At 69.0% G+C, this 23222-nt stretch carries 22 protein-coding genes and 1 tRNA gene; 11 read left to right on the plus strand and 12 right to left on the minus strand.

Features of this window, described 5'->3' with window-relative positions:
• Nucleotides 1–6 precede the first annotated feature (6 nt).
• The 7 genes from pknB to H286_RS0107260 all read right to left on the minus strand — a co-directional run bounded on the left by pknB (nt 7) and on the right by H286_RS0107260 (nt 8970).
• A complete protein-coding gene (gene pknB / locus H286_RS0107230; protein WP_028497432.1) occupies nt 7–1704 on the minus strand; it encodes a Stk1 family PASTA domain-containing Ser/Thr kinase in 1698 nt (565 codons plus the stop codon).
• A gap of 88 nt (nt 1705–1792) precedes the next feature.
• Nucleotides 1793–3643, minus strand: a complete 1851-nt coding sequence (locus tag H286_RS0107235) for a protein kinase domain-containing protein (RefSeq protein ID WP_081630848.1) — start codon at nt 3641–3643, stop codon at nt 1793–1795.
• A complete protein-coding gene (locus H286_RS0107240) occupies nt 3640–5094 on the minus strand; it encodes a peptidoglycan D,D-transpeptidase FtsI family protein (protein WP_020097614.1) in 1455 nt (484 codons plus the stop codon). The genes H286_RS0107235 and H286_RS0107240 overlap by 4 nt, the downstream gene beginning before the upstream one ends.
• Nucleotides 5091–6467, minus strand: a complete 1377-nt coding sequence (locus H286_RS0107245; protein WP_020097615.1) for an FtsW/RodA/SpoVE family cell cycle protein — start codon at nt 6465–6467, stop codon at nt 5091–5093. Before H286_RS0107245 ends, H286_RS0107240 begins: the two co-directional genes overlap by 4 nt.
• Entirely contained in the window at nt 6464–7693 is a 1230-nt protein-coding gene (locus tag H286_RS0107250) for a PP2C family protein-serine/threonine phosphatase (RefSeq protein WP_018187824.1), read from the minus strand. Before H286_RS0107250 ends, H286_RS0107245 begins: the two co-directional genes overlap by 4 nt.
• 12 nt (nt 7694–7705) lie before the next feature.
• Entirely contained in the window at nt 7706–8242 is a 537-nt protein-coding gene (locus H286_RS0107255) for an FHA domain-containing protein FhaB/FipA (protein ID WP_018187825.1), read from the minus strand.
• Nucleotides 8239–8970, minus strand: a complete 732-nt coding sequence (locus tag H286_RS0107260; RefSeq protein WP_020097616.1) for an FhaA domain-containing protein — start codon at nt 8968–8970, stop codon at nt 8239–8241. The genes H286_RS0107255 and H286_RS0107260 overlap by 4 nt, the downstream gene beginning before the upstream one ends.
• 143 nt (nt 8971–9113) lie before the next feature.
• Here H286_RS0107260 and H286_RS0107265 point away from each other — a divergent pair.
• Nucleotides 9114–9197, plus strand: a tRNA-Leu gene (locus H286_RS0107265).
• Between the two features lie 84 nt (nt 9198–9281).
• Nucleotides 9282–10313 carry an FUSC family protein gene (locus H286_RS0107270; RefSeq protein ID WP_020097617.1) on the plus strand — a complete coding sequence of 344 codons (1032 nt, stop codon included), beginning with the start codon at nt 9282–9284 and terminating at the stop codon, nt 10311–10313.
• Nucleotides 10314–10315: 2 nt separating this feature from the next.
• Here H286_RS0107270 and H286_RS0107275 read toward each other — a convergent pair whose 3' ends face one another.
• From H286_RS0107275 to H286_RS0107285, 3 genes are read right to left on the minus strand one after another with little or no spacing between them, the layout of a single operon-like run.
• Nucleotides 10316–10699, minus strand: coding sequence for a VOC family protein (locus H286_RS0107275; protein WP_020097618.1), 384 nt, complete (start codon nt 10697–10699; stop codon nt 10316–10318).
• Between the two features lie 39 nt (nt 10700–10738).
• Complete coding sequence (locus H286_RS0107280; protein WP_020097619.1) at nt 10739–11134, minus strand: VOC family protein; 396 nt, start codon at nt 11132–11134, stop codon at nt 10739–10741.
• A 9-nt stretch (nt 11135–11143) separates the two neighbouring features.
• The gene (locus H286_RS0107285; protein ID WP_020097620.1) at nt 11144–12799 is read right to left on the minus strand and encodes an FAD-dependent oxidoreductase; all 1656 of its coding nucleotides are present in this window, start codon (nt 12797–12799) and stop codon (nt 11144–11146) included.
• Between the two features lie 185 nt (nt 12800–12984).
• Here H286_RS0107285 and H286_RS0107290 point away from each other — a divergent pair, with 185 nt between their 5' ends.
• Nucleotides 12985–13191, plus strand: coding sequence for a cold-shock protein (locus H286_RS0107290; protein WP_018187833.1), 207 nt, complete (start codon nt 12985–12987; stop codon nt 13189–13191).
• Between the two features lie 4 nt (nt 13192–13195).
• On the opposite strand, the gene H286_RS0107295 is transcribed toward H286_RS0107290, so the two are convergent.
• Nucleotides 13196–13873, minus strand: coding sequence for an HAD hydrolase-like protein (locus H286_RS0107295; RefSeq protein WP_018187834.1), 678 nt, complete (start codon nt 13871–13873; stop codon nt 13196–13198).
• 44 nt (nt 13874–13917) lie between these two features.
• Here H286_RS0107295 and nucS point away from each other — a divergent pair, with 44 nt between their 5' ends.
• Nucleotides 13918–14604: an endonuclease NucS gene (gene nucS / locus H286_RS0107300; protein ID WP_018187835.1), complete on the plus strand. Its 687-nt coding sequence runs from the start codon at nt 13918–13920 to the stop codon at nt 14602–14604.
• 6 nt (nt 14605–14610) lie between these two features.
• On the opposite strand, the gene H286_RS0107305 is transcribed toward nucS, so the two are convergent.
• On the minus strand, nt 14611–15825 hold the full coding sequence (locus H286_RS0107305; RefSeq protein ID WP_028497434.1) for an MFS transporter: 1215 nt from the start codon (nt 15823–15825) through the stop codon (nt 14611–14613).
• Between the two features lie 67 nt (nt 15826–15892).
• On the opposite strand from H286_RS0107305, the gene H286_RS0107310 reads away from it, so the two are divergent.
• The 7 genes from H286_RS0107310 (at nt 15893) to mnhG (ending at nt 23221) form a co-directional block, all read left to right on the plus strand.
• Nucleotides 15893–16933, plus strand: a complete 1041-nt coding sequence (locus H286_RS0107310; RefSeq protein ID WP_020097622.1) for a LacI family DNA-binding transcriptional regulator — start codon at nt 15893–15895, stop codon at nt 16931–16933.
• Between the two features lie 81 nt (nt 16934–17014).
• Nucleotides 17015–19930: a Na+/H+ antiporter subunit A gene (locus H286_RS0107315; protein ID WP_020097623.1), complete on the plus strand. Its 2916-nt coding sequence runs from the start codon at nt 17015–17017 to the stop codon at nt 19928–19930.
• Nucleotides 19927–20448 carry a Na(+)/H(+) antiporter subunit C gene (locus H286_RS0107320; RefSeq protein ID WP_018187839.1) on the plus strand — a complete coding sequence of 174 codons (522 nt, stop codon included), beginning with the start codon at nt 19927–19929 and terminating at the stop codon, nt 20446–20448. The genes H286_RS0107315 and H286_RS0107320 overlap by 4 nt, the downstream gene beginning before the upstream one ends.
• Nucleotides 20445–22016 carry a Na+/H+ antiporter subunit D gene (locus H286_RS0107325; RefSeq protein ID WP_018187840.1) on the plus strand — a complete coding sequence of 524 codons (1572 nt, stop codon included), beginning with the start codon at nt 20445–20447 and terminating at the stop codon, nt 22014–22016. Before H286_RS0107320 ends, H286_RS0107325 begins: the two co-directional genes overlap by 4 nt.
• Nucleotides 22006–22596 carry a Na+/H+ antiporter subunit E gene (locus H286_RS0107330; protein ID WP_020097624.1) on the plus strand — a complete coding sequence of 197 codons (591 nt, stop codon included), beginning with the start codon at nt 22006–22008 and terminating at the stop codon, nt 22594–22596. The genes H286_RS0107325 and H286_RS0107330 overlap by 11 nt, the downstream gene beginning before the upstream one ends.
• Nucleotides 22593–22868, plus strand: coding sequence for a monovalent cation/H+ antiporter complex subunit F (locus H286_RS0107335; RefSeq protein WP_018187842.1), 276 nt, complete (start codon nt 22593–22595; stop codon nt 22866–22868). Before H286_RS0107330 ends, H286_RS0107335 begins: the two co-directional genes overlap by 4 nt.
• Entirely contained in the window at nt 22865–23221 is a 357-nt protein-coding gene (gene mnhG, locus H286_RS0107340) for a monovalent cation/H(+) antiporter subunit G (RefSeq protein WP_018187843.1), read from the plus strand. The genes H286_RS0107335 and mnhG overlap by 4 nt, the downstream gene beginning before the upstream one ends.
• The last annotated feature ends 1 nt before the right edge of the window (nt 23222 follow it).

Raw genomic sequence — 23222 nt, forward strand, 5'->3', positions numbered from 1 at the left:
GAGGGGTCAGCCGCTGCAGGTCGTGAGCGTGATCTCGGACCCGACCGGCACCTCGCCGATCGCGGACTGCACCTTCACCATCCGCGGATCGGTCGCGGGGCACGACGGATCCTCCTGCACGACCGGATCGAGGTTGTACTGGTCGGACTCGAGGATCTCGACGGCCTTGTCGACCGTGTAGTTGAGCGCGAAGTCCTCGACGGTGACCGTGCCGGTGGCGACGACCAGGTCGACCGCGCTCCCCTTTGGGATCTCCTGCCCGTCGGTCACCGCAGCGCCGTTCACCGACCCGCTGATCACGACGTCGGCCGCCAGCCGCGGATCGTTGCGCCGGGTGATCGAGCCGAGCTTCAGGCCGGCCTGCTCGAGCGAGGAGGTGACCTCCGAGACGGTGAGATTCGCGAGCGCGGGGACGGCTGCCTTCTCGACGCCCTGCGACACGTAGACCGTCACCTGCTCGCCGGGTGCGACCGTGGTCCCTGCAACGGGATCGGTGCGGACGACGGCGCCTTCGGGCACGTCGGCGCTCGTCTCGTCGATCTGCTGCGGAACGAGTTTGGCCTTGTCGATCACCTGTTCCGCTCGGTCCCAGGTCATGGTGACGACGTCGGGCACCGTCAGGGCGTTGGGTGTCACCGTGCCCTCGTCAGGTCGGAGCGTGTTCACCCAGATGAAGACGGAGACCAGCAGCACCGCGAGCATCGCGATGCCCGCCCACACCCACGCGACGGGCGGTCCCGACTGGGTGCGGCGCATCGTGTCGTCGCTGGTGAGCTGACGCAGCGACCGCGCCGTCTCGGCGGCCTGCTTCGGATCGGGGCCGTAGAGCTCGTTGCTGAGCGATTCGACGCGGCGCTTGCTCGGAGCCTTGCGTCCGGTCGCGGCCGCAAGGGCGTCGCGGAAGGCGACGGCCGTCTGCGGACGCTGGAACGGATCCTTCGCGAGCGCGCGGAGCACCAGGGCGTCGAGCGAGCGCGGGACGGTGTCGACCAGCTCGGACGGCGGAACGGGAGCCTCGGAGACGTGCTGGTACGCGACGGCGATCGGGTTCTCGCCGCGGAACGGCGGCTGCCCGGTGAGCAGCTCGTACAGGACGATCCCCGCCGAGTAGATGTCTGCACGGGCGTCGACCGGGTCGCCCTTGGCCATCTCGGGCGAGAAGTACGACGCGGTCCCGATGATCGCCGTGGTCTCGGCGACCGTCGACGACGAGTCCGACACCGCGCGCGCGATGCCGAAGTCCATGACCTTCACCTGACCGGCATCCGTCACCATGACGTTGCCGGGTTTGATGTCGCGGTGGACGACGCCGGCGCGATGCGAGTACTCGAGCGCCTCGAGGATGCCGTCGGTGTACCGCAGCGCGTCCTCGAGCGGAACCGGGCCGTCGCTGATGATGTCCTTCAGCAGGTGCCCGGTGACGAGCTCCATGACGATGTACGGCTCGGGATGCGGCTGGCCCGCGGCATCCGTCCTCGTCTCCTCGCCGGCGTCGTAGACACGGACGATCGCGGGATGCGACATGCGCGACGCCGACTGCGCCTCGAGCCGGAACCGCGTGCGGAAGGCGCTGTCTGCGGCCAGGTCGGCCTCGAGGATCTTGATGGCGACCGGACGACCGAGGGTCAGGTCCTGTCCGCGGTACACGGAAGCCATGCCACCCCGGCCGATGAGGTCATCGACTCGGTAGCGGCCCGACAGCACGCGTGACTTAACGGACACTTCACTCCCCGGAATGGAACCCGGACAGCCTATCCGACCGTGTTCGAAAGCCTGCTGAATGCGGTCGTGATCAGCCGTCGCTGCCGTTGCCGCCGCCGTCGCCACCGTCAGCGGGAGGGGTCTCCTCCTGAGCGGGGACGATGGATGCCGCAGCCTCCGACGACTCTCCCGAGACCCGCTCGGTGCCCTCGCCGTTGCAGGTGACGTTGTACGTGACCGAAAGGGCCTGACTGTTCGTGCCGACGACGACCTCCTGCGGACGGTCGCCGATCTCGAAGCTCGCGGTCGACTCGCCGTTCTTCTGGAAGACGCCGCCCGAGAGGGTCATCGTGTAGCTCGTGGCCTGCGGTGCACCGGCGGGGCAGGTGTAGCTGTCCCACATGATCCGCACGGTCGACCCGGCCGTGACGGTGCCGTCGTCGTTGCCGCCCTGGATGCTCGGCGCGGCGGGCGTCTGCATCTGGGTCGTCTTGTCGTAGTAGAGCAGGGTGATCTCACGGTCGAACTGCACGTTCCCCGTGGGGTCGATGCTGTAGACCTTGCCGACCTGGTCGTCGGTGTTCGCCTGGTCGCCGCGTTCGCAGACGACGTTGGCGAAGCCGTTGTCGTTGAGGATCTGCCTTGCGTCCTCGCACGACTTGCCCTCGATGTCGAAGGACTCGGGATCTGCCGAGGTCGGCGCCGCGGGCGTCGACGGCGGCGCCGAGGACGGCGGCGGGCTGGACACCGCGGCCGGGCTGCTGGGCGGCGGCGTGGTCGGGCCCGTCTCGCCGGTCGGCTGGAAGAGGGTGACGAGGGCACCGATCAGCACGACGGACAGCAGGACGATGAGGGCCACGAGGGGCCAGGTCCACGGGCTGCGCTTCTTCTTGGCGGGCTGCTGGCGAGCGGGCTGCTCGGTAGCGAGGGCGGCTGTCCCGGTCCCGACGCCGGCCGCTGCGCCGACGCCGGCGGCCGCGCCGGCGGCTGCTCCGGCCGCGCCCGCAGAGGGGAGCAGGCGGGTCGTCGCGTCGGTGCCGTTGTTGGACGTCAGGAGCTGCGTGAAGGCATCCGGTGACACGGCGCCGGCGATCGCCGGAACGATTGCGGCCGCGCCGGCGACATCGCCGCGGCGGAGTGCACCTGCAGCGCGGGCGACGGCCGAGGTCGACGCCGGACGCTCGTCGGGCTTCTTCGCGATCATGCTCATCACGAAGCGCTGCACGGGCTCCGAGATCGTGTCGGGAAGCGGCGGCGGGGTGTCGTTGATCTGCGCCATCGCGATCGCGACCTGCGATTCGCCCGTGAATGGGCGTCGGCCGGCCAGCAGCTCGTACGCGACGATGCCGAGCGAGTAGATGTCGGTCGAGGGGGATGCCGCGTGACCCGACGCCTGCTCGGGCGAGAGGTACTGGACCGTGCCCATGACCTGACCGGTCGCGGTGAGGGGCACCTGATCGGCGATGCGCGCGATGCCGAAGTCGGTGATCTTCACGCGACCGTCGGGAGTGATGAGCAGGTTGCCGGGCTTGATGTCGCGGTGGACGAGGCCTGCGGCGTGGGCGGCCTGGAGCGCCGAGGCGGTCTGCGCGACGATGTCGAGCGTCTTGTCGGTCGACAGCGCGCCCTCGCGCTCGAGGATCGTCGACAGGGCTTCGCCGGGGACGAGTTCCATCACGAGGAACGCGGAGCCGTTCTCCTCGCCGTAATCGAACACGCTGGCGATGCCCTCGTGGTTGACGAGCGCGGCGTGGCGGGCCTCGGCGCGGAAACGCTCGAGGAACCCGGGGTCGCCCATGTACTCGTCTTTGAGGATCTTGATGGCGACGGTACGCCCGATGACGTGGTCGGTGGCCTCCCAGACCTCGCCCATGCCGCCGATCGCGATCCGCGAAGCCAGTTCGTACCGTCCGCCGAAGCTCACACCCTGCGTCGGTCTCATTCGCTCAGCACCGCCTCAATCACTTTCTTCGCGATCGGGGCCGCGATCCCGTTGCTCGTTCCGTTCTGGCCGAGCCCACCACCGTTCTCCACCATCACCGTGACGACCACCTTGGGGTCCTCCGCGGGGGCGAAACCGGTGAACCACAGCGTGTACGGGTCCCCCGGATCGTGCTCCGCCGTTCCGGTCTTCCCGGCGACGTCGACTCCGTCTATTCTCGCACCCGACGCGGCGCCGTTTTTGACATTGCCGATCATCAGCTGCGTCATCGTCTGGGCCACCTCGGGCGACACGGCCCGGCCGAACTCGGTGTCGGCGGGCTCGTCCTGAACCGTCAGGTCCGACGCGACGACGCGGTCGACCATGCGCGGGTTCATGACGACGCCGTCGTTCGCGATCCCCGCGGCGACCATGGCCATCTGCAGCGGCGTCGCGCGGACATCCGTCTGGCCGATGCCGCTCAGCGCGGTCTGCGGCTCATCGAAGCCCTCACGGTAGCTGGACGCGGTCACGTCGAGCGGGATCTCGAAGGCCGAGTTGAACCCGAACTTCTGCGCCTGCTCCCGGATCGCGTCAGTGCCGAGCTCAAGCGCGAGCTCGGCCATGGGGATGTTGCAGCTGAGCCGCAGAGCTGTCTCGAGCGTCGTCTTCTCGCCCGGACCGCACGTGCCGCGATCGAAGTTGTGCAGGACGTTCGTCGTTCCGGGGAGCGTGAAGGTGGCGGGGTTGTCGAACGTCGAGTCCGGCGTGTACTTGCCCGACGCGAGCGCCGCCGAGGCGACCACGAGCTTGAACGTCGACCCGGGGGGCTCGGTCTCGCGCGTCACCCGGTTGGTGAGGGGACGCAGCGGGTCGGCCTGCAGCTTCTGATCCGCCGCGTTCACGGACGAGCTGTTGTGCGAGGCGAGCAGGTTCGTGTCGTAGCTGGGGCTCGTGGCCATCGCGAGGATGCGACCGGTGTCGGGCTCCATCGCGACGACCGCGCCCTCGAGACCGTCGAGCGCGTCGTAGGCGACCTTCTGAACCTTCGGGTCGAGCGAGAGGAGGACGTTCGATCCGCGCGCCGGCTGACCGCTGACGATCTGGTCGAGACGGGTCAGGAACTGCTGGCTTCCCGTTCCGGCGAGGGCCGCGTTCATGGCGTACTCCATGCCCGTCGACGAGCGGAGGACGGGGTTGATGAACCCCGTCACGGGCGCCCACATCTCGGCATCCGGGTACGTCCGGATCCAGCTGTAGACGTCGTCGCTCGGCTTCGACGAGGCGATCGCCGTGCTGCCCGCGTAGACCGTGCCGCGCTGCACCTCGTACGAGTCGTACAGGGTGCGGCGGTTCTCCCGGTTCTCGTTGAGCTGACCGGCCAGGGCCACCTGGATGACACTCGTCGCCGCGAACAGGCTGAGGAACATGAAGAGCACGACGACGCTCAGTCGGCGGAGTTGCTTGGTCATCCGATCACCACCCGGGGCCTGGAGCGAACCGCATCCGAGATCCGGAGGAGGATCGCGATGATGAGGAAGTTCGCGATGAGCGACGAACCGCCCGCCGCGAGGAACGGCATGGTCAGACCCGTGAGCGGGATGACGCGTGTGACACCGCCGACCATGATGAACACCTGCAGGGCGAGCGTGAACGAGAGCCCGGTCGCGAGGAGCTTGCCGAAGTCGTCCTGACCGGCGATGCCGATGCGGATGCCGCGGCTCACGAACACCATGTAGAGCGCGAGGATCGCGAACACACCGACGAGGCCGAGCTCTTCACCGAGGCTCGGCAGGATGTAGTCGTTGTGCGCGAGCGGTGTCAGGTCGGGGCGGCCGAGGCCCCATCCGGTGCCGATCAGTCCGCCGTGCGCGAGACCGAAGATGCCCGACACGAGCTGGTAGCTGCTGCCGTTGATGTAGTCGGGGTTGAACGCGTCGAGCCAGTTCGAGAAGCGGGACCCGACGTAGGGCAGGATCCGCGATGCGACGATCGCGCCGCCCGCCGCGAGGAGGACCCCGAGGATCGCCCAGCTGGCCTTTCCCGTCGCGACGTAGAGCATCGCGATGAACATTCCGAAGATCAGGATGCCGGTGCCCAGGTCGCGCTGCAGAACGATGATCCCGAGCGAGACCCCCCAGATGATCAACAGGGGGCCGAGCTGGCGAGCCTTCGGCCACGTGATGCCGAGGAACTTCGTGCCGACGGAGCTGAGCGCCTCGCGGGTGCGCACGAGGTATCCCGCGAAGAAGACGGCGAGGCAGATCTTCGCGAGTTCACCGGGCTGGAACGAGAAGACGCCGCCGATCGACACCCAGACGTCCGCGCCGGCCTTGATGCCGAGCCCCGGCACGAAGGGAAGCAGGAGCAGCAGGATGCCGCTGAGGCCGAACACGTAGGTGTAGCGGAAGAGGACGCGGTAGTTGCGGAGGAAGATGACGATGAGGATCGCGCCGGCGATGGCGATTGCCGCCCACACGAGCTGACGGAAACCGAGCGATCCCCAGCCCGCACGGTCCTCGGCGATGTCGAGGCGGTAGATCATCGCGATCCCGAGACCGGTCAGCAGCGTCGCGATCGGCAGGACGAACGGGTCGGCGTCGCGCGCGCAGATCCGCGTGACGATGTGCATAGCGAAGGCGAGTCCGGCCAGGCCGCCGCAGTACGAGAGGAACGTCGGGTCGATCTGGTCGCGGGTGCCCAGCTGGACGAGGATGACCGCGACGGTCGTCACGACGATGGCGAACAGGAGCAGCCCCAGCTCGCGGTTGCGCTGGGTGGCCGGCATCCGCAGTTTGCGCAGTGCCTTGATGACCGTGGTGTCGGTCTCTACCGAGGCTGTCATGGGGTCCCCTGGCGGAGGTTGTCGACGATCGCCTGCGCGTCGGCGAGGGATCGTGCGGAGATGGTCTGCTCGACCGACTGCCGCTCGAGGGCGTCCAGGTCGGCGAGGAGGATGTTCGTGTCCTCGTAGGGTGTCGACAGCGAGATCGGGCCGATGTCCTGCTGGATGCCGCGGTAGATCACGACGCTGTCGTCGTCGGCGCCGATGAAGTACCGCGTCTGCGTCCAGGCGTAGCCCGCGAACACACCTGCGGCGATGACCGCGATGATCGCGAGGAAGCCGACGAACCACCAGACGCGACGGCGCCGGGCACGACGGCGGTCCTCCTCGATGAGTTCCTCGAGGTACTCCGCCGCCGGCTCGAAGTGGCTCGGCTCGTTGGCCGCCTGGCGCCCGGTCTGGAACCAGCCGGTACGCGCCGGTCGCGCGACGGGGATCTCGATGCCCTTCGGCGTCGCGGCGGAACCGACGATCGTCGCGGTCCCGCTGTACATCGGATGCCGCCCGCCCACGTCCACGAGGACGATCGTGACGTTGTCGGGGGCACCGGCATCCAACGCCAGCTTCAAGAGCATGTCGGCGGTGCGGCCGGGGGCGAGGTCCTGCCGGAGGACCTTGGCGGTCTGCGCATCGTCGACGACGCCGCAGAGACCGTCGGAGCAGATCAGCCAGCGGTCGCCGGGCTGGGTCTGCATGATGAAGGCGTCGACCTCGGGGTCGGTGCCCATGTCGCCGAGGACGCGCATGAGGACGGAGCGCCGCGGGTGGTACCGCGCTTCTTCGGGCGTGATGCGTCCCGAGTCGACGAGACGCTGCACGAAGGTGTGGTCCGTCGTGATCTGAGTGAGCACGCCGTCGCGGAAGAGGTAGACGCGCGAGTCGCCGATGTGGGCGATGACGGCGTACTCGTCGACCATGAGGACGGCGCTGACCGTCGTTCCCATACCGGCCAGCTCGGGACGCTCGGCGACCGTGTCGACGAGGACGTGCGCCGCATCCACGATCGACTCGCGGAGTTCGCGCTCGGCCTCGGCCGGAGTCGGGAAGCCGTGGTCGAGGCCTTCGAGGTGGTGGACGGCGATGCTCGAGGCGATGTCGCCACCGGCGTGGCCGCCCATGCCGTCGGCGACGACGAACAGGTTCGAGCCGGAGAAGCCCGAGTCCTGATTGTTGGACCGGACCTTCCCGGTATGGGAGATCGCGGCGCTCGAACCCTCGAAGACCATCGGTGCGGGCCGTTACTTCCGCAGCTCGAACGTCGTTGCGCCGACCTTGATGGGCGCTCCGACGATCACGGGGACGGGAGAGGCGACGCGCTCGCCGTCGTGCCAGGTGCCGTTGGTGGAATCGAGGTCCTGCACCATCCACTGCTCGCCCCAGAGGACGAGGCGCGCGTGGTGGCTCGAGGTGTAGTCGTCGCGGATGACGAGACCCGATTCGCTCGATCGGCCGATCGTCAGGGGCTCGTCGCCGAGGGGGAGTTCGAGCCCGGCCTTCGGACCGCTCGTGATGACGATGCGGGAGACGGTGCTGCGGGTGGCCTTCTGCGGCCCGCTCGGGGCGGCCGGGCGATTGGTGATCGGCGAGACGATCGACGTCTCGGCGTTGGCCGGCGCTGTCGCCACGGGGCCGGGCGCAGCGGCGACGGGCTCGGGCATCTTGCGGACCTTGACACCGAACAGATCGGCGCGCAGCGAGTAGACCACCGCGAAGACGAAGAACCACAGCAGGATGAGGAACCCGATCTGCAGCAGAAGGAGCGTCAGTTCACTCATGCCTGGCCTCCGATGTCGAACATGCGGGTCGCGGGATCCTGCGGCCGCGGGGGGATGCGGGAGGCCTGCGCAACGACGCGGAAGGTGATGCGCGTGCGCCCGATGGTGACGACGGAGTCCGGCTCGAGTGCCGCCTCCGAGACTTTGACACCGTTGAGCTGCGTGCCGTTGGTGGAGCCGAGATCACGGACCATCGCGCGGCGGCCGTCCCAGAGGATCTCGACGTGCCGGCGGCTGGTGCCGGCGTCGGAGATCGTGATGTCGGCATTCGTCCCCCGGCCGATGACCGTGCGGCTGGCCGTGAGGGGGTGCTGGGTGCCGTCGATCTCGACGACACCGTGCCACGAGACGTCGTCGACGCTCGCGGAGGCGGAATCGACGCGGACCGTCCCGGTGCTGAGCGACTCGTCGGGGTTGATCCGCAGCGACACGGGCCCGGCGAAACTGTACTGCTGGCTCTTCGCGTGGGCTTCGACGAGCTGCAGCAGCTCGTCGTGCAGGGCACGGCCCAGCGTCCCCATGCGTTCGTGGTCCGCCGGCGCGAGCCGGACGACCAGCGTGTTGGGAACGAGGATGCGGTCTCGCGAGACGACGGCGGCCTTCGCGTCGAGCTCGGCCCGCAGTGCCGAGGCGATCTCGACAGGCTGCACACCGCTGCGGAAGGTCTTGGCGAACGCACCGTTCACGGCGCGCTCGATTCCCTTCTCGAAGCTGTCAAGTAGTCCCACGGGGCTCCTCAGGCAGTCTGGACCGGTGCTCACATGCTAGTTGTCGACCCTGGCAGGGTCTGGGGAACAAGGCTGCGGCTGTTTCTCCGGCGGGCTCGCGCCATGATATCCTCGGAAAGTTGATCCCGTGGCGACACGGGTTCGCGCGAGTGGCGGAATAGGCAGACGCGCTGGCTTCAGGTGCCAGTGCCCGAAAGGGCGTGGGGGTTCAACTCCCCCCTCGCGCACAGACAGTGCGACACGAAGCCGGTCGGTGGTGAGAACCTCACCACCGACCGGCTTCGTTGTTTCCGCGCGCGTAGGCTCTTGAGGTGAGTGCATCGCGTGGCCGGATCTGGACCGGGGTCATCCGTGTCGCGCCCTACGACCGCGATCACACGGTGGCGATCCGTGCCGCGATCAGCGTCGGCGTCCCCCTGCTCGTCCTCTGGGCGATGGGCCGGCTCGATCTCAGCATCTACGCGAGTTTCGGAGCCTTCGCCTCGCTCTACGGGCGCACCGATCCGATCGGCGATCGCGTCAGGATGCAGGCGGCCGCGGGCGCGGTCCTGGTCACCGCCATGCTCATCGGCACGGCCACGTCGGTCGCCCAGCTGGCGGCGCCGTGGGCGATCGTCGTCGTGTCGGCGGTCGCCTCGGTCGTCACCCTGCTCGCGTACTCGGCCCAGTGGCATCCGCCGGGAGCGCTGTTCATCGTGTTCGCCGCGGGGGCGACGGCATCCGTTCCCGCCGATGCCACACGGCTGATCGACGTCCTCGCTGTGGGTCTCGCGGCCGTGGTCTTCTCGATCCTCATCACGCTCGTGTACGAGGCAGTCTCGGCCCGAGGGCTTCCGCGCCTGGCGCGAACGAAGAACCGCATCGCCGTCGGCGCTGTGGCCACGGAGATGGCCGTCACGGTGGCGGTGGCGACGCTCCTCGGCGGGATCGCGGGGCTTCTGCTCCTGGATTCCCACTGGTACTGGGCGATGGTCGGCGCGGTCGCGGCGGTGAGCGGTCCGCACGTGAAGGCGCGCATCATCCGCGGACTGCAGCGGCTCATCGGGACCGCGCTCGGAGTTCTGGTGGCAGCAGCCATCCTCGCCCTGGGCGTGCCTCCCCTCGGGGTCATCCTGATCGCCGTCGGTCTGCAGGCGACTGCCGAACTGTTCGTGGGTCGCAACTACGCGATCGCGATGATCTTCATCACGCCGCTCGCGCTGTTGATGGTCCAGCTCGCGGCACCGACCACCGTCGGCGTGCTGCTGAGCGACCGACTGGGGGAGACGCTCATCGGCATCGTTGCGGGAACAGCCGTCGCCGTCGTCTCGGCGTTCGTCCGGAGCCGTCGGGCAGCCCGCTGAAGTTAGCCGGAACCGTCTTCGGGCGCCTCCCACAGTTCGATCTCGAGTCCTTCCGGGTCGACGATCCGGACGAACCGGCCGTACTCCGTCTCCCACTCCGGGCGGGTTTGGACCGGGACCCCGGCGCCCTCCAGACGCGCGACGAGGGCGTCGAGCTCGCTCACCCGAAGGTTCAGCATGAACGGCTGGTCCGCCCCGAAGTAGTCGCTGTCGGCGGAGAACGGCGCGAAGACCGTCATCCCGGCATCCTGCTGCCAGACGGCTCCCTGGCCTTCGGCGCCGGCATCGATGCCGAGGTGTCGGCGATACCACTCCGCCCGTGCCTGCGGATGACGACTGCGGAAGAAGAGCCCGCCGATCCCTAGTACGCTCACGCGGCCGAGCATACTCACGCGCCCGGGGCCCGGTCCGCCCTGATAGCCCGGTCAGCCCTGATAACCGATGAGCCAGGTGACCCCGAAGCGGTCGGTCACGGTGCCGTCATGGTCGCCCCACGCGCGCAGCTGCAGCGGATCGATGACGCTGCCGCCGTCGGCGAGCGTCGCGAACCAGGTCTCGAGCTCGGCGGGCTCGGCGGTGCCCAGGAGAGAGAACATGACGCCGCGCAGTTCCAGCGGTGGATCGCCCGGCCCACCGTCGGCGGCGAACAGCTCGACGCGCCCGCTCAGCATCCCGTGCGCGATGAAGTCGCTCGGCCCGTCCTCCCGTCCGAAGTCTCCGAAGGTGTGCAGCACCAGGCCGCCGCCGAAGACCTCCTGATAGAAGGTGAGCGCATCGCGCGCGACGCCGGGGAAGTGGAGATACGGAGTGAGTCCGGTCATCCGGTCACGCTATTGGGCGGACCCGCCCTGCGGAAGCCCCGCCTCGACGCCATCGGTCCAGGTGAGCCATCCGCCGTCGAGGTTGCGGACGTCGTGACCGAGCTGCTGCAGGAGGCGGCTGGCCGTGTGACCTCGCTGGCCCACCCTGCAGTGGACGATGAGCGGCGCAGCGGGGAGCTCGCCGTGCCGCTCGCGGAGCTCGTCGAGCGGGAGCAGGATCGAGCCGGGGATCGAGCCGGCATCGTGCTCGCCGGCCGTGCGGACGTCGACCACGACGGCGCCGGCCGCGCGGGCGGCATCCACCTCGTGCCACTGGATCGTGCGATCGGCGCCCGTCGCCAGGTTCTCGGCGACGTACCCGGCCATGTTGATCGCGTCCTTCGCCGACCCGTACTGCGGTGCGTAGGCGAGTTCGAGTTGGGTCAGAGCGGATGCCGTGAGCCCGGTCGTCATCGCGACGGCCAGGACGTCGAGCCGCTTGTCGACGCCGGCCCGCCCGATGATCTGAGCGCCGAGGAGGAGGTCGGTCTCGGGGTCGATGAGGAGCTTCATCGCCATCTGCTCCGCGCCGGGGTAGTAGGTCGCGTGAGAGAAGGGATGCGTGTGAACGACCCGATGCGGCCGGCCTGCCGCGACGAGTCGGCGTTCGCTCCAGCCGACGAGCCCGACGGTGAGACCGAGCACCCCGACGATGGTCGTGCCGAGGGCGGGAGTCACGGCCGGGGTGGGTGCGCCGGCGATGTCGTCGGCTGCGGCGCGCCCGTGGCGGTTCGCGAGACCCGCCATCGTGACGAGGGTCGCCTGCCCGTCGAGGTGATCGGTCTTCTCGACCGCGTCGCCGACGGCCCACACCCCGGGGACGCTCGTGCGATGTCGGTCGTCGACGGCGATGCCGCCCGTCGCCCCGAGCGCGATTCCGGCGGCCTCGGCGATTCGCACGTCGGGACGGACGCCGCGAGCGTCGACGACCAGATCGGCGGGCACCCGGGTGCCGTCGGAGAGCGTGACGGCCTCCGTGTCGACGCTCGATACCGTGACACCGGTGCGGAGGTCGACGCCGGCGTCGGCGAGTGCGCGATGGACGGGCGACACCATCTCGGGGTCGAGAGGGCTGAGCACCTGCCGTCCTCGCTGGACGAGCGTCACGTGCGCGCCGCGGGCGACGAGGTTCTCGACCGCCTCGATGCCGATGAACCCGGCCCCCGCGACGACCGCTCGAGGCGACGCGACATCGGCGAGGGCGTCGGTGATCGCGTCGACGTCTTCGACGCTGCGCAGGGTGACCACCGGCATCCCGTCACCGGGAAGGCGATCGACTGCCGTCGCACCCATCGCGAGGACGAGGTCGTCGAACGGTTCGATCCGCTCGTCGCCGGCGTCGAGGTCGCGAACGGTGACGGTCCGCGCGGCCACATCGATCGCGACGACCTCGTGGCGGACGTGGACCTGCAGCGCGGAGCGCGCGGCGAGGGATGCCGGTGTCTGCAGCAGCAGCGAGGAGCGATCCTCGATCACTCCGCCCACGTAATAGGGGAGTCCGCAGTTCGCGAAAGAGACGTAGGAGCCGCGCTCGAATACCACGATCTCGCGGTGTTCGTCGAGCCGGCGGAGTCGGGTCGCCGCGGACATGCCGGCGGCGACGCCACCGATGATGATGGTGCGCATACCTCTGACTATACCCCGGGGGGTATTACGACATGTCGCGGGCTTGTCATATTGGTCACCGATCGGTGTCCGGCGGGCAACGTTTGTGTCACCTTCCTACGGAGGGGGTGACTGTACAGGTTGCGGGGGCTAGGTTGGGGAAGGACCGGCGGACGTGTCGCCGGCAACAATCAGTAAGGCAGTTCATGAGCGTCAGCGGTACCGTCAAGTGGTTCAACTCGGAAAAGGGCTTCGGGTTCATCGCCCCCGATGAAGGCGGCGCCGACGTCTTCGCCCACTACTCAGCCATCGAATCTTCGGGCTACCGCTCGCTGGAAGAGAACCAGCGAGTCGAGTTCGACATCGCCCAGGGCCCCAAGGGCCTGCAGGCGGAGAACATTCGCCCCGTCTGAGGTTTTACACCTCAGCAGTGAGGAGCAGGCGGCGGAGTTCGGCCATCGTGTCGACCGCCGCCTGCGCCCCTTCACTCTCGTGGGGCCAACTAAAGCCCCACCGTACGAAAATGACGGGGACGCCGTTCGCGGCGGCCCCGTCGACGTCGTGATGGCGGTCTCCGATGAGGACCGGGCGGCTCGTGTCCGCCCCCGCCGCCTTCAGGCGGCGCAGTGCCTCGGCGACGATGTCCGCCTTCGTGGCGAGTGTCATCTCGTCCGGAGTCGCACCGGCCATGGCCTGCATGTGCTCTGACAGACCGAAGTGCTCCATGAGCGCGACTACCTGCACCTCGGGCTTCGAGCTCGCGGTCGCCTGCGCGATGCCGGCTGCCGCGACATCCGCGATCAGCTCCCCGACTCCCGGGTAGAGCTCCACGTTCGCGGTGTAGCCGTCGGCCTTGCCGAGAGCCCGGTAGTAGGCGACCGCCTCGGTGGCCTGTTCCGGCGTCATCCCGACGTTCTTCTGGAACGAGTCGTACATCGGCGGACCGATCCAGTGGACCAGTTCCGCGCGCGTCGGCGCCGCGTACCCGAAGTGGGTGAGGCAGCGATCGAGGCGGCTCAGGATGCCGACGGACGCGTCGACGATCGTGCCGTCCACGTCCCAGAGGATGCAGGACCAGGGGGAGCTCGTCGTCATGCGTCCAGCCTACGGGGACGGATGCCGCGGGTAGGCTCGTCGCCGTGCGTCTCGTCATCGCCCGCTGCTCCGTCGACTACACCGGTCGCCTGAACACGCATCTGCCCCCCGCCACCCGTCTCATCATGGTGAAGGCGGACGGTACGGTCGCGTTCCACCGCGACATCCAGCACCAACCGCTGAACTGGATGAGCCCGCCGTGCACCCTGACGGTGATCGAGCCCGGCGAGGACGACGTCGACGTCGTCGAGAAGTGGCGCGTCACCCACGCCAAGACCGGCGACGAGCTCACCATCCGCATCTACGAGGTGCTCCACGACTCGTCGCACGAACTCGGCGTCGATCCCGGTCTCGTGAAGGACGGGGTCGAGGCCGATCTGCAGCGGCTGCTCGCCGAGCAGGTCGGCGTGATCGGCGAGAACCTGACGCTCGTGCGACGCGAGTTCCCCACGGCGATCGGTCCGGTCGACCTCCTGCTGCGCAACCCCGAAGGCGGCACGATCGCGGTCGAGGTCAAGCGCCGCGGCGACATCGACGGTGTCGAGCAGCTGACGCGCTACCTCGAACTTCTCGGGCGCGACCCGCACCTCGCCCCTGTCACAGGGGTGTTCGCTGCGCAGGAGATCAAGCCGCAGGCGAAGGTCCTGGCGACCGATCGCGGCATCCGCTGCGTCACCCTGGACTACGACGAGATGAAGGGCATCGAGTCAGGCGCGCCCCGCCTCTTCTGATCCCCGTCAGTGGCTGGTGCCGCGCGTGCCCGGCAGCGGCTTCGCCGCACCGGAGGCGAACCCTGACGCGGCCACCAGCGCCGCAATGATGAACAGCGTGTTCAGCAGACCGATGTGCGTGCTGATCAGGCCGAGGACCGGCGGCCCGCACAGGAACGCGACGTAGCCGATCGTCGCCGCCGCGCTCACTCGTGCCGCCGCGCGGGCCGGATCGTCGGCCGCCGCCGACATCCCGAGCGGGAAGCCGAGCGAGGCGCCGATGCCCCACAGGGCCGCGCCGACGAAGACGAGCGGCAGGTTCGGCGCCAGGATGAACAGCAGGATGCCGGCCACCGCCGTCACGGCGAGGACGCGAAGCGTCGCGACCCGGCCGAAGCGGTCGACGAGCGGGCCGCCGAAGACGCGCACGACCGTCATGGCGATCGAGAACACGGTCAGGGCTGCCGCGCCGAGCGCGAAACCGCCCTCGTGATCCTCGCTCACACCGAGGGCCAGCCAGTCGTTCGCGCCGCCTTCGGCGAACGCCATGCCGAGCATGACGACACCGAGGACGTAGGTGCGCGGCTCGCGCCACGCCGACAGTGCGGTCGCGAGTCGGTTGCGCCACCCCGTGGGTGCGTCCTCAGGCGAACCGAACTCCCGGTGCGGCACGTAGCGGAAGGCGACGAATGCGAGGACCACGATCGAGATCGCGATCACGGCGGTGTGGGGGAACACCGCGAGCCGCGCACTCGCGGCCAAGGCGCCGATGCCGGCACCGATCACGGTGCCGAGGCTGAAGAACGCATGGAACAGCGGCAGGATCGTCTTCTTCACCTCGACCTCGATCGCGGCACCGTCGACGTTCATGAGGACGTCGAGGGTGCCGTTGCCGAAACCGAACAGGGCGAGCCCGATGAGGACGAGGGGGAGCGACGGGATGACGTCGGTGCCGACGCCGATGAGGAAGAGCCCTACCGACAGGACGAGCATGACCGCGAGCATGCCGCGTCGGGTACCGATGCGTGCCGCGATCATCGAGGAGACCGAGAGGCCGATGATCGAGGCCGCTCCCATGCCGAGCAGCAGGAGCCCGATCGTGGCGTTGTCGATGTCGAGCGCCGCCTTGATGGACGGAACCCGTGACGCCCACGTGGCGATGCTCAGACCGCTCGCGGTGAAGATCGCGAACACGGCGAGACGCCAGGTCCACAGGCGTGCAGAGGTGAGCTCGAGGGTCATGACGGTCACTCTAGCGGGATCTCCGAATCGATTCGACAAACGGATTCCGGCGGCTACGATCGAAAACATGAGCAGCCGCCGAGCGACGATCTCGGATGTCGCGCGCGAAGCCGGAGTGTCGGCCTCGACGGCATCCGTCGTCTTCAGCGGCAAGGTCGCCGTCTCGGACACGACCCGCGCGAAGGTGATGCAGGCCGCGGACGCGCTCGGTTACACGGGCCCCGATCCTCGCGCCGCCTCCCTGCGCACCGGCCGGGCCGGCGTCGTCGCGGTGCTGTTCCGCGAACGTCTCGGCGTCGCGTTCCGCGACCCCGTGACGACCGCCATGATGGACGGCCTCACCGACGCGCTCGGTCCGATCGGCGCCGGCATCCTGCTCCTCACCGACGAGGGGCCCGCCGAGTCCGGCCCTACGCTCACGACCGCCCCGCTCGACGCGGCGATCCTGCTCGGCTGCAACGAGATCCTGCAGTCCTCGGTCGACGTGCTCCGTCGCCGGGGCATCCCGGTCGTCGTGATCGAGGGGGATGCCGGATCCGACGTCCCCCGCGTCCTACTCGACAACGTGGACGCGCAGCGCGCCGCGGCCGAGCACGTGCGCTCCTTGGGCCACGACGACGTCGCGCTCGTGACGCTGTCCACCGACGCCGCGCGGGCTCGTGGCTTCATCGACGATTCCGCCCCGATCACCGTCGAGGTCACCCGCGACCGCCTGCGCGGCGCGCGAGAGGTCTTTCCCGACGCGCCGGCGTACGCGGTCAGTGAGAGCTCGATCGACGAGGGCCTCGCCGCGGGCCGGGTCCTGCTCGCCGGTGATCGACCGACCGCCATCATGGCGCAGAGCGACCTGCTCGCAGCCGGAGTCATCCGCGCAGCCGAAGAGGCCGGCCTGCGTGTGCCCGAGGACCTCAGCGTGACCGGTTTCGACGGCATCACGGTCGACGGTCTCGCGCCGTACGCCCTCACGACCCTCGAGCAGGATTCCCTCGCGAAGGGTCGCGCTGCGGGCGAGGCGGTTGTGGCGATGCTCGACGGGCGGGATCCGGCATCCGTCACCCTGACGTGCACATTCCGCCGGGGGAACACAACCGGTCCGTTAACGGTCTGACCTGAGAGGCAACCGGGCGCCGCCTTTGCCTCAGCCGGTAGACTGAAATCCTCGACCCCCGATTGCGCAGAGGAGGCCAGGTTGCTGATCCTCCTCGCGGCGTTCGCGCTCGTCCCCCTGGTTCTGCCGACGCTCGTCGCCCGGTTGGGATCGCGCACCTTCCTCGTCGCCGCTCTCGTGCCGATCGCGGCGTTCCTCCACACGGCGATGCAGGCGCCGCAGGTCCTCTCGGGTGATATCCCGTTCGAGACATACGTCTGGATCCCCGATCTCGACGTCCAGCTCTCGATGCGGATGGACGTTCTCTCGTGGGTCATGGCGCTCATCGTCACCGGCGTCGGTGCGCTCGTGATGATCTACTGCCGCTGGTACTTCGCCGGCAAGCGCGAGGGCCTCGCGACGTTCTCCGCGGTCCTCCTGGCCTTCGCCGGCGCGATGTACGGACTCGTGCTCACCGACGACATCGTCGTGCTCATCATGCTGTGGGAGGTCACGAGCGTCCTCTCGTACCTGCTCATCGGCTTCTATCACCGCCGCGGCGCGAGCCGGCGCGCCGCCCTGCAAGCGCTGCTCGTGACGACCCTCGGCGGACTCGTCATGCTGATCGGCGTCGTCATGCTCGTCGTCCTCTACGGCACGACCAGCATCACCACGATGATCGAGACCGGACCCGTCTTCCAGGGCGGCGAAGCGGTCGCGCTGGATGCAGCGATCGTCATGCTCCTGGTGGGCGCCCTCAGCAAATCGGCCATCTTCCCGTTCCACTTCTGGCTGCCCGGCGCCATGGCCGCGCCGACACCGGTCAGCGCCTACCTGCACGCGGCGGCCATGGTGAAGGCCGGCATCTATCTCATCGCCCGGTTCGCGCCCGCGTTCGCCGACACCGACCCCTGGCGCCCGATCGTCATCGGCCTCGGGGTCTTCACGATGGTGCTCGGTGGCTTCCAGGCTCTCCGCGAATCCGACCTCAAGCGCATCCTCGCCTTCGGCACCGTCAGCCAGCTCGGCATGCTGACGGTCGTCCTCGGCTACGGCGAACGCAACAGCGCGCTCGCCGGCCTCGCTCTGCTCGTGGGCCACGCCCTCTTCAAGTCCGCGCTGTTCCTCATCGTCGGCGTGATCGACCGGCAGCTCAGCACCCGAGACATCACGGAGTTGTCGGGGGTGGGGCGGCAGGCCCCGACCCTCGCCACGTTCTCGATCATCGCGATCGCGTCGATGGCCGGCGTCGCCCCGACGGTCGGCTTCGTCGCGAAGGAGGCGGCTCTCACGTCCTTCCTCGAGGGTGGCGCGTCTCCCGCGGCCCTCATCCCGCTGATCGGCATCCTCGGCGGGTCGGCGCTCACGGCGGCGTACGGCATCCGTTTCGTATGGGGCGCCTTCTGGACGAAGAAGGATGCCTCGGGCTCGCCGCGCGAGCGCACCGAGTGGCCCGACCCGCCCATCGGCTTCCTCGTGGCCCCGGTCGTCCTCAGCGGTCTGACGATGGTCGCCGGCCTTGCGGCGCCCGTGCTCGATTCGGCCCTCGCCGGTTATGCCGACGGCATCCCGCTCGACGACGCCGGCACGGCATACCACCTCGCCCTCTGGCATGGGTGGGAACCGGCGCTCTTCCTGTCGCTGGGGTCGATCGCGCTGGGTGCAGTCTTCTTCTGGGCGACGCAGCGGCGTCCGCTCTCGGCGCGCATGCTGCCGTTCACCGCGAACGACATCTACAACCTGGCGCTGCGCGGTATCGCGAAGCTCTCGGTCTGGACGACGTCGCTGACCCAGCGCGGATCGCTGCCCTTCTACGTCGGCACGATCTTCGTCGTCTTCATCGCTGCCGAGGCCACCGCGCTGGCGGCGACGACCGAATGGCGCATCGCGGTCGACGCCTGGCAGAGCCCGGCGCAGCTGCTCGCCGCTCCCGTCATGATCCTGGCGGGCATCGTGGCGATCCGGGCGCGCAAGCGGTACACGGGCGTGGTGCTCGTCTCGGTGACCGGTCTCGGCATGGTGCTGCTGTTCGCGACGAGCGGCGCACCGGACCTCGCGCTCACGCAGATCCTCGTCGAGACGGTGACGCTCATCGCGTTCGCGCTCGTCCTCCGCCGCATCCCGGCTCGCCTGGGAGACCACAACGCCTCGGTGCTCCCGGTCGTCCGCGCCGTCATCGGCATCGGCGTCGGCGTCACGATGGCGGCGGTCGCCCTCATCGCGACGGGAGCACGCGTCGCCGACCCGGTCTCGGGCCCGTTCCCCGACCTCGCCTACGAGATCGGGCACGGCAAGAACGTCGTCAACGTGACCCTCGTGGACCTCCGCGGGTGGGACACGATGGGCGAGCTGTCGGTGCTCATCCTCGCGGCGACGGGCGTGGCATCCCTCGTGTTCGTCACCAACCGCTCCGACAGCCGGGTCCTGCCGTCGCTCCCGTCGAGCACGGGTCGCAGCCGTCGCCCGCTCGTCGAGACGGCCGACGGTCCTCGCCCCCGCTCGACCGCACCGGGTTCGACCCGGCAGGCGTGGCTCGTGGGCGGGCTCAAGGTGAAGCCCGAGAATCGGTCGCTGCTGCTCGAGGTGATCGTCCGCGTCCTCTTCCACTCGATCATCGTCGTGTCGGTCTATCTGCTCTTCGCCGGGCACAACCTGCCCGGCGGAGGATTCGCCGGCGGTCTGGTCGCCGGTATGGCCCTCGTCATGCGCTACGTCGCGGGAGGGCGGTGGGAGCTGGGTGCGGCCGCGCCGACGGATGCCGGTCGGCTGCTGGGAGCGGGCATGGTCCTCGCGCTGTCGTGCGCGATCGTGCCGCTCTTCTTCGGCGCCGCACCCCTCACGAGTACGTTCTGGGAGGCGAACATCCCGGTCATCGGTCACGTCGAGTTCGTCACGTCGACGATCTTCGACGTCGGCGTGTACCTGGTCGTCATCGGTCTCGTGCTCGATGTGCTGCGCTCGCTGGGCGCCGAGGTCGACCGCCAGACGCAGGCGCAGCGGGATCGGGTGAGCGCATGACCGTCTCGCTCGTCCTCGTCATCATCATGGGTGCGCTGTTCGCCGCCGGGGTCTACGCGATGCTCGAGCGCAGCCTCACGCGCGTCCTCATCGGCTTCCTGCTGCTGGGCAACGCGGCCAATCTCTTCCTCCTGATCGTCATGGGCGCGCCGGGCGTCGCCCCCTTCTTCGGCAGCGCCAGCGAGGGCGAGACCTTCAGCGATCCGCTTCCGCAGGCCCTCTCACTGACGGCCATCGTCATCACGTTCGCGATCTCGTCCTTCCTGCTCGCCCTGATCTACCGGTCGTGGCAGCTCGGGCAGGCCGACACGGTCGCCGATGACGAGGCCGACCGCGAGGTGCGCGAGCGCGGCGCCCGCGACGAGGAGACGATGGACGACGAGATCACCGAAGAGGATGACGACGCCACGACCGACTTCATCGGGACGGAGACCTCCCCCATCCTGATCCTCCATGCGCAGGACATCGCCGAACTTCGCGACGACGCGGGCCTCGACAAGCCGGGAGGCCACCGGTGAGCGCGCTCGTCCCCCTCCTCGTCACCCTGCCGCTGCTCGGCGCGGGCATCGCGCTGATCTTCGGTCGCCGTCGGCGCGTGCAGGTGGGCGTCTCGATCGTGACCCTCACCGTGGCCGCCGCCATCGCCGCCGTGCTGCTCTACTACGTCGACGTGAGCGGGATGCCGCTGGCCGTCTCGGTCGGCGGGTGGCCGATCCCGTTCGGCATCGTCCTCTACGTCGACCGACTGGCCGCCCTGCTCGTGCTCGTCTCGAGCATCGTGCTCCTCGCGGTGCTGCTCTTCTCCGTCGGACAGGGTGCCGCCGACGGCGACGAGGAGACGCCGGTCTCGATCTTCCACCCGTCGTACCTGATCCTCGCCGCGGGCATCTTCAACGCGTTCATCGCCGGTGATCTCTTCAACCTCTACGTCGGCTTCGAGATCCTGCTCGTCGCCTCGTACGTGCTGATCACGCTGGGGTCGACGGAGTCCCGCATCCGCACCGGCGTCGTCTACATCGTCGTCTCGCTGGTCTCGTCGATCCTGTTCCTCGCCGCGATCGCGGCAATCTACGGCGCCCTCGGCACGGTAAACATGGCGCAGCTGGCCGACCGGATGGGGGAGCTCCCCGATGAGGTGCAGCTCGTCCTGCACCTGATGCTGCTGCTGGCCTTCAGCATCAAGGCCGCTGTCTTCCCGCTGTCGTTCTGGCTGCCCGACTCGTACCCGACCGCGCCGGCTCCCGTGACCGCGGTGTTCGCGGGATTGCTGACCAAGGTCGGCGTCTACGCGATGATCCGCACCGAGACGCAGATCTTCCGGGACAACGACGTGAATCAGCTGCTGCTGATCGTCGCGCTCGCCACCATGATCGTCGGCATCCTCGGCGCCGTCGCCCAGGCCGAACTCAAGCGCATCCTGTCGTTCACGCTCGTGAGCCACATCGGATACATGGTCTTCGGGCTCGCGATTGCGACGCCCGAATCGCTCGGCGCGACGGTCTACTACATGGTCCACCACATCGTCGTGCAGACGACGCTCTTCCTCGCGGTGGGGCTCGTCGAGCGGCGCGCGGGATCGACCTCGATCCTCAAGGTGAAGGGCCTCATGCGGGCCGCGCCCTTGTTGGCGGTGCTCTACTTCATCCCGGCGATCAACCTCGGCGGCCTGCCGCCCTTCTCGGGCTTCATCGGCAAATACGCGCTGTTCGACGCGGCCGCCGCGGTGGGCACGCCGATCATGTACGCCCTGATCGTCGCGGGGATCGTGACGTCCCTCCTCACCCTGTACGCCCTCATGCGCGCGTGGAACCTGTCGTTCTGGCGCGAGGAGGAGGACGCGAACGAGGAGTCCGGCGTCATCGACCGGATCTCGTACCTCGACGACGCTCCCGCCGCCGGTGTGCAGACCGAGCGTCGCGTCATCCCGAAGATCATGACGGCCTCCACGACGGGCATGGTCGCGGTCACGATCGCCCTCACCGTCTTCGCCGGGCCTCTCTACCACCTGTGCGCGAGCATGGGAGCATCGCTGCTGAACCCCGTGAGCCTCACGCAGCTGCAGGACGAGGTGAACGGTGGGAACTGACATCCGACGGAGTGCGCTGACCGGCATCTGGCGGCAGCTGCCGTTCTTCCTGTGGCTCATCGCCCTCTGGATGCTGCTGTGGGGGCAGTTCACGGTGCTCGCCTTCCTCACCGGCGTCGTCGTGGCCGTCTTCGTCACGAGCGTCTTCCGTCTGCCCCCCGTCGAACTGTCGGGACGCCTCAACCCGTGGTGGCTGCTCGTCTTCCTGCTCCAGTTCCTGGGCGCGGTCGTGAAGGGCTCCCTCGTCGTCGCGTGGCAGGTCGTCTCGCCGCGCAGTCAGCCCGGCGTCTCCGTCGTCGCCGTCCCGCTCGTGACCGACGACGACCTGATCATGGCGCACGTCGGGGTCACGGCATCCCTCATCCCGGGCTCGCTCGTCCTCGAGACCGACCGCGACCGCCGGATCCTGTACCTGCACGTCCTCGGAGCGTCGACGGATGCCGAGGTCGAGGCGCAGCGTCGCCTGGTGCAGCGGTGGGAGGCCCGGCTCGTTCGGGCCGTCGGGTCGCGGGCCCAGCTCGGCGCCATCCGCGCATCCCAGGCGGACGTCCGGACCTCCGTGAAGGGAGAGCGCTCGTGACCGCCGTCCTCATCGTCGTGATCAGCGCCGTCTTCGGCGTGGCCGCGCTGCTCACGGTCTGGCGCATCATCGTCGGCCCGTCGATCCTCGACCGCGCCGTCGCCTCGGACGTCCTGCTGACGCTGCTCATCTGCGCCCTCGGGGCCGAGATGGCGATCAACCACCACACCCGCACGCTGCCGGTGCTCCTCATCGTCGCCGCGGTCGGCGTCTTCGGGTCGGTCTCGATCGCCCGCTTCGTCGCTCGTCGCGACTCGGAGGTCGACCGATGACCGAGATCCTCCACGTTGTGTCGCTGCTGCTGATCCTCGCCGGGGCCCTCCTCTGCCTCACTGCCGCGATCGGTCTGCTGCGGTTCCGCGACGTCCCGACCCGTCTGCACGCCGCGACCAAGCCGCAGGTGCTCGGCCTGTTGCTCATCGCGATCGCCGTCGGGCTCGAGCTGCAGTCCTGGCCGGTCGTCGCCTTCCTCGTCCCGGTGCTGCTCATCCAGTTCGCGACCGCACCGCTGTCGGCGCACATGGTCGGCCGGCAGGCGTACCGCAACGGCACGATCGACCGCCGGAACCTGCACGTCGACGAACTCGCCGACGCGAAGGAGACCCCGCCGGGAGCGGGCGGCTGAC

The organism is Microbacterium sp. 11MF, assembly GCF_000383475.1.
Lineage (GTDB): Bacteria > Actinomycetota > Actinomycetes > Actinomycetales > Microbacteriaceae > Microbacterium > Microbacterium aquilitoris.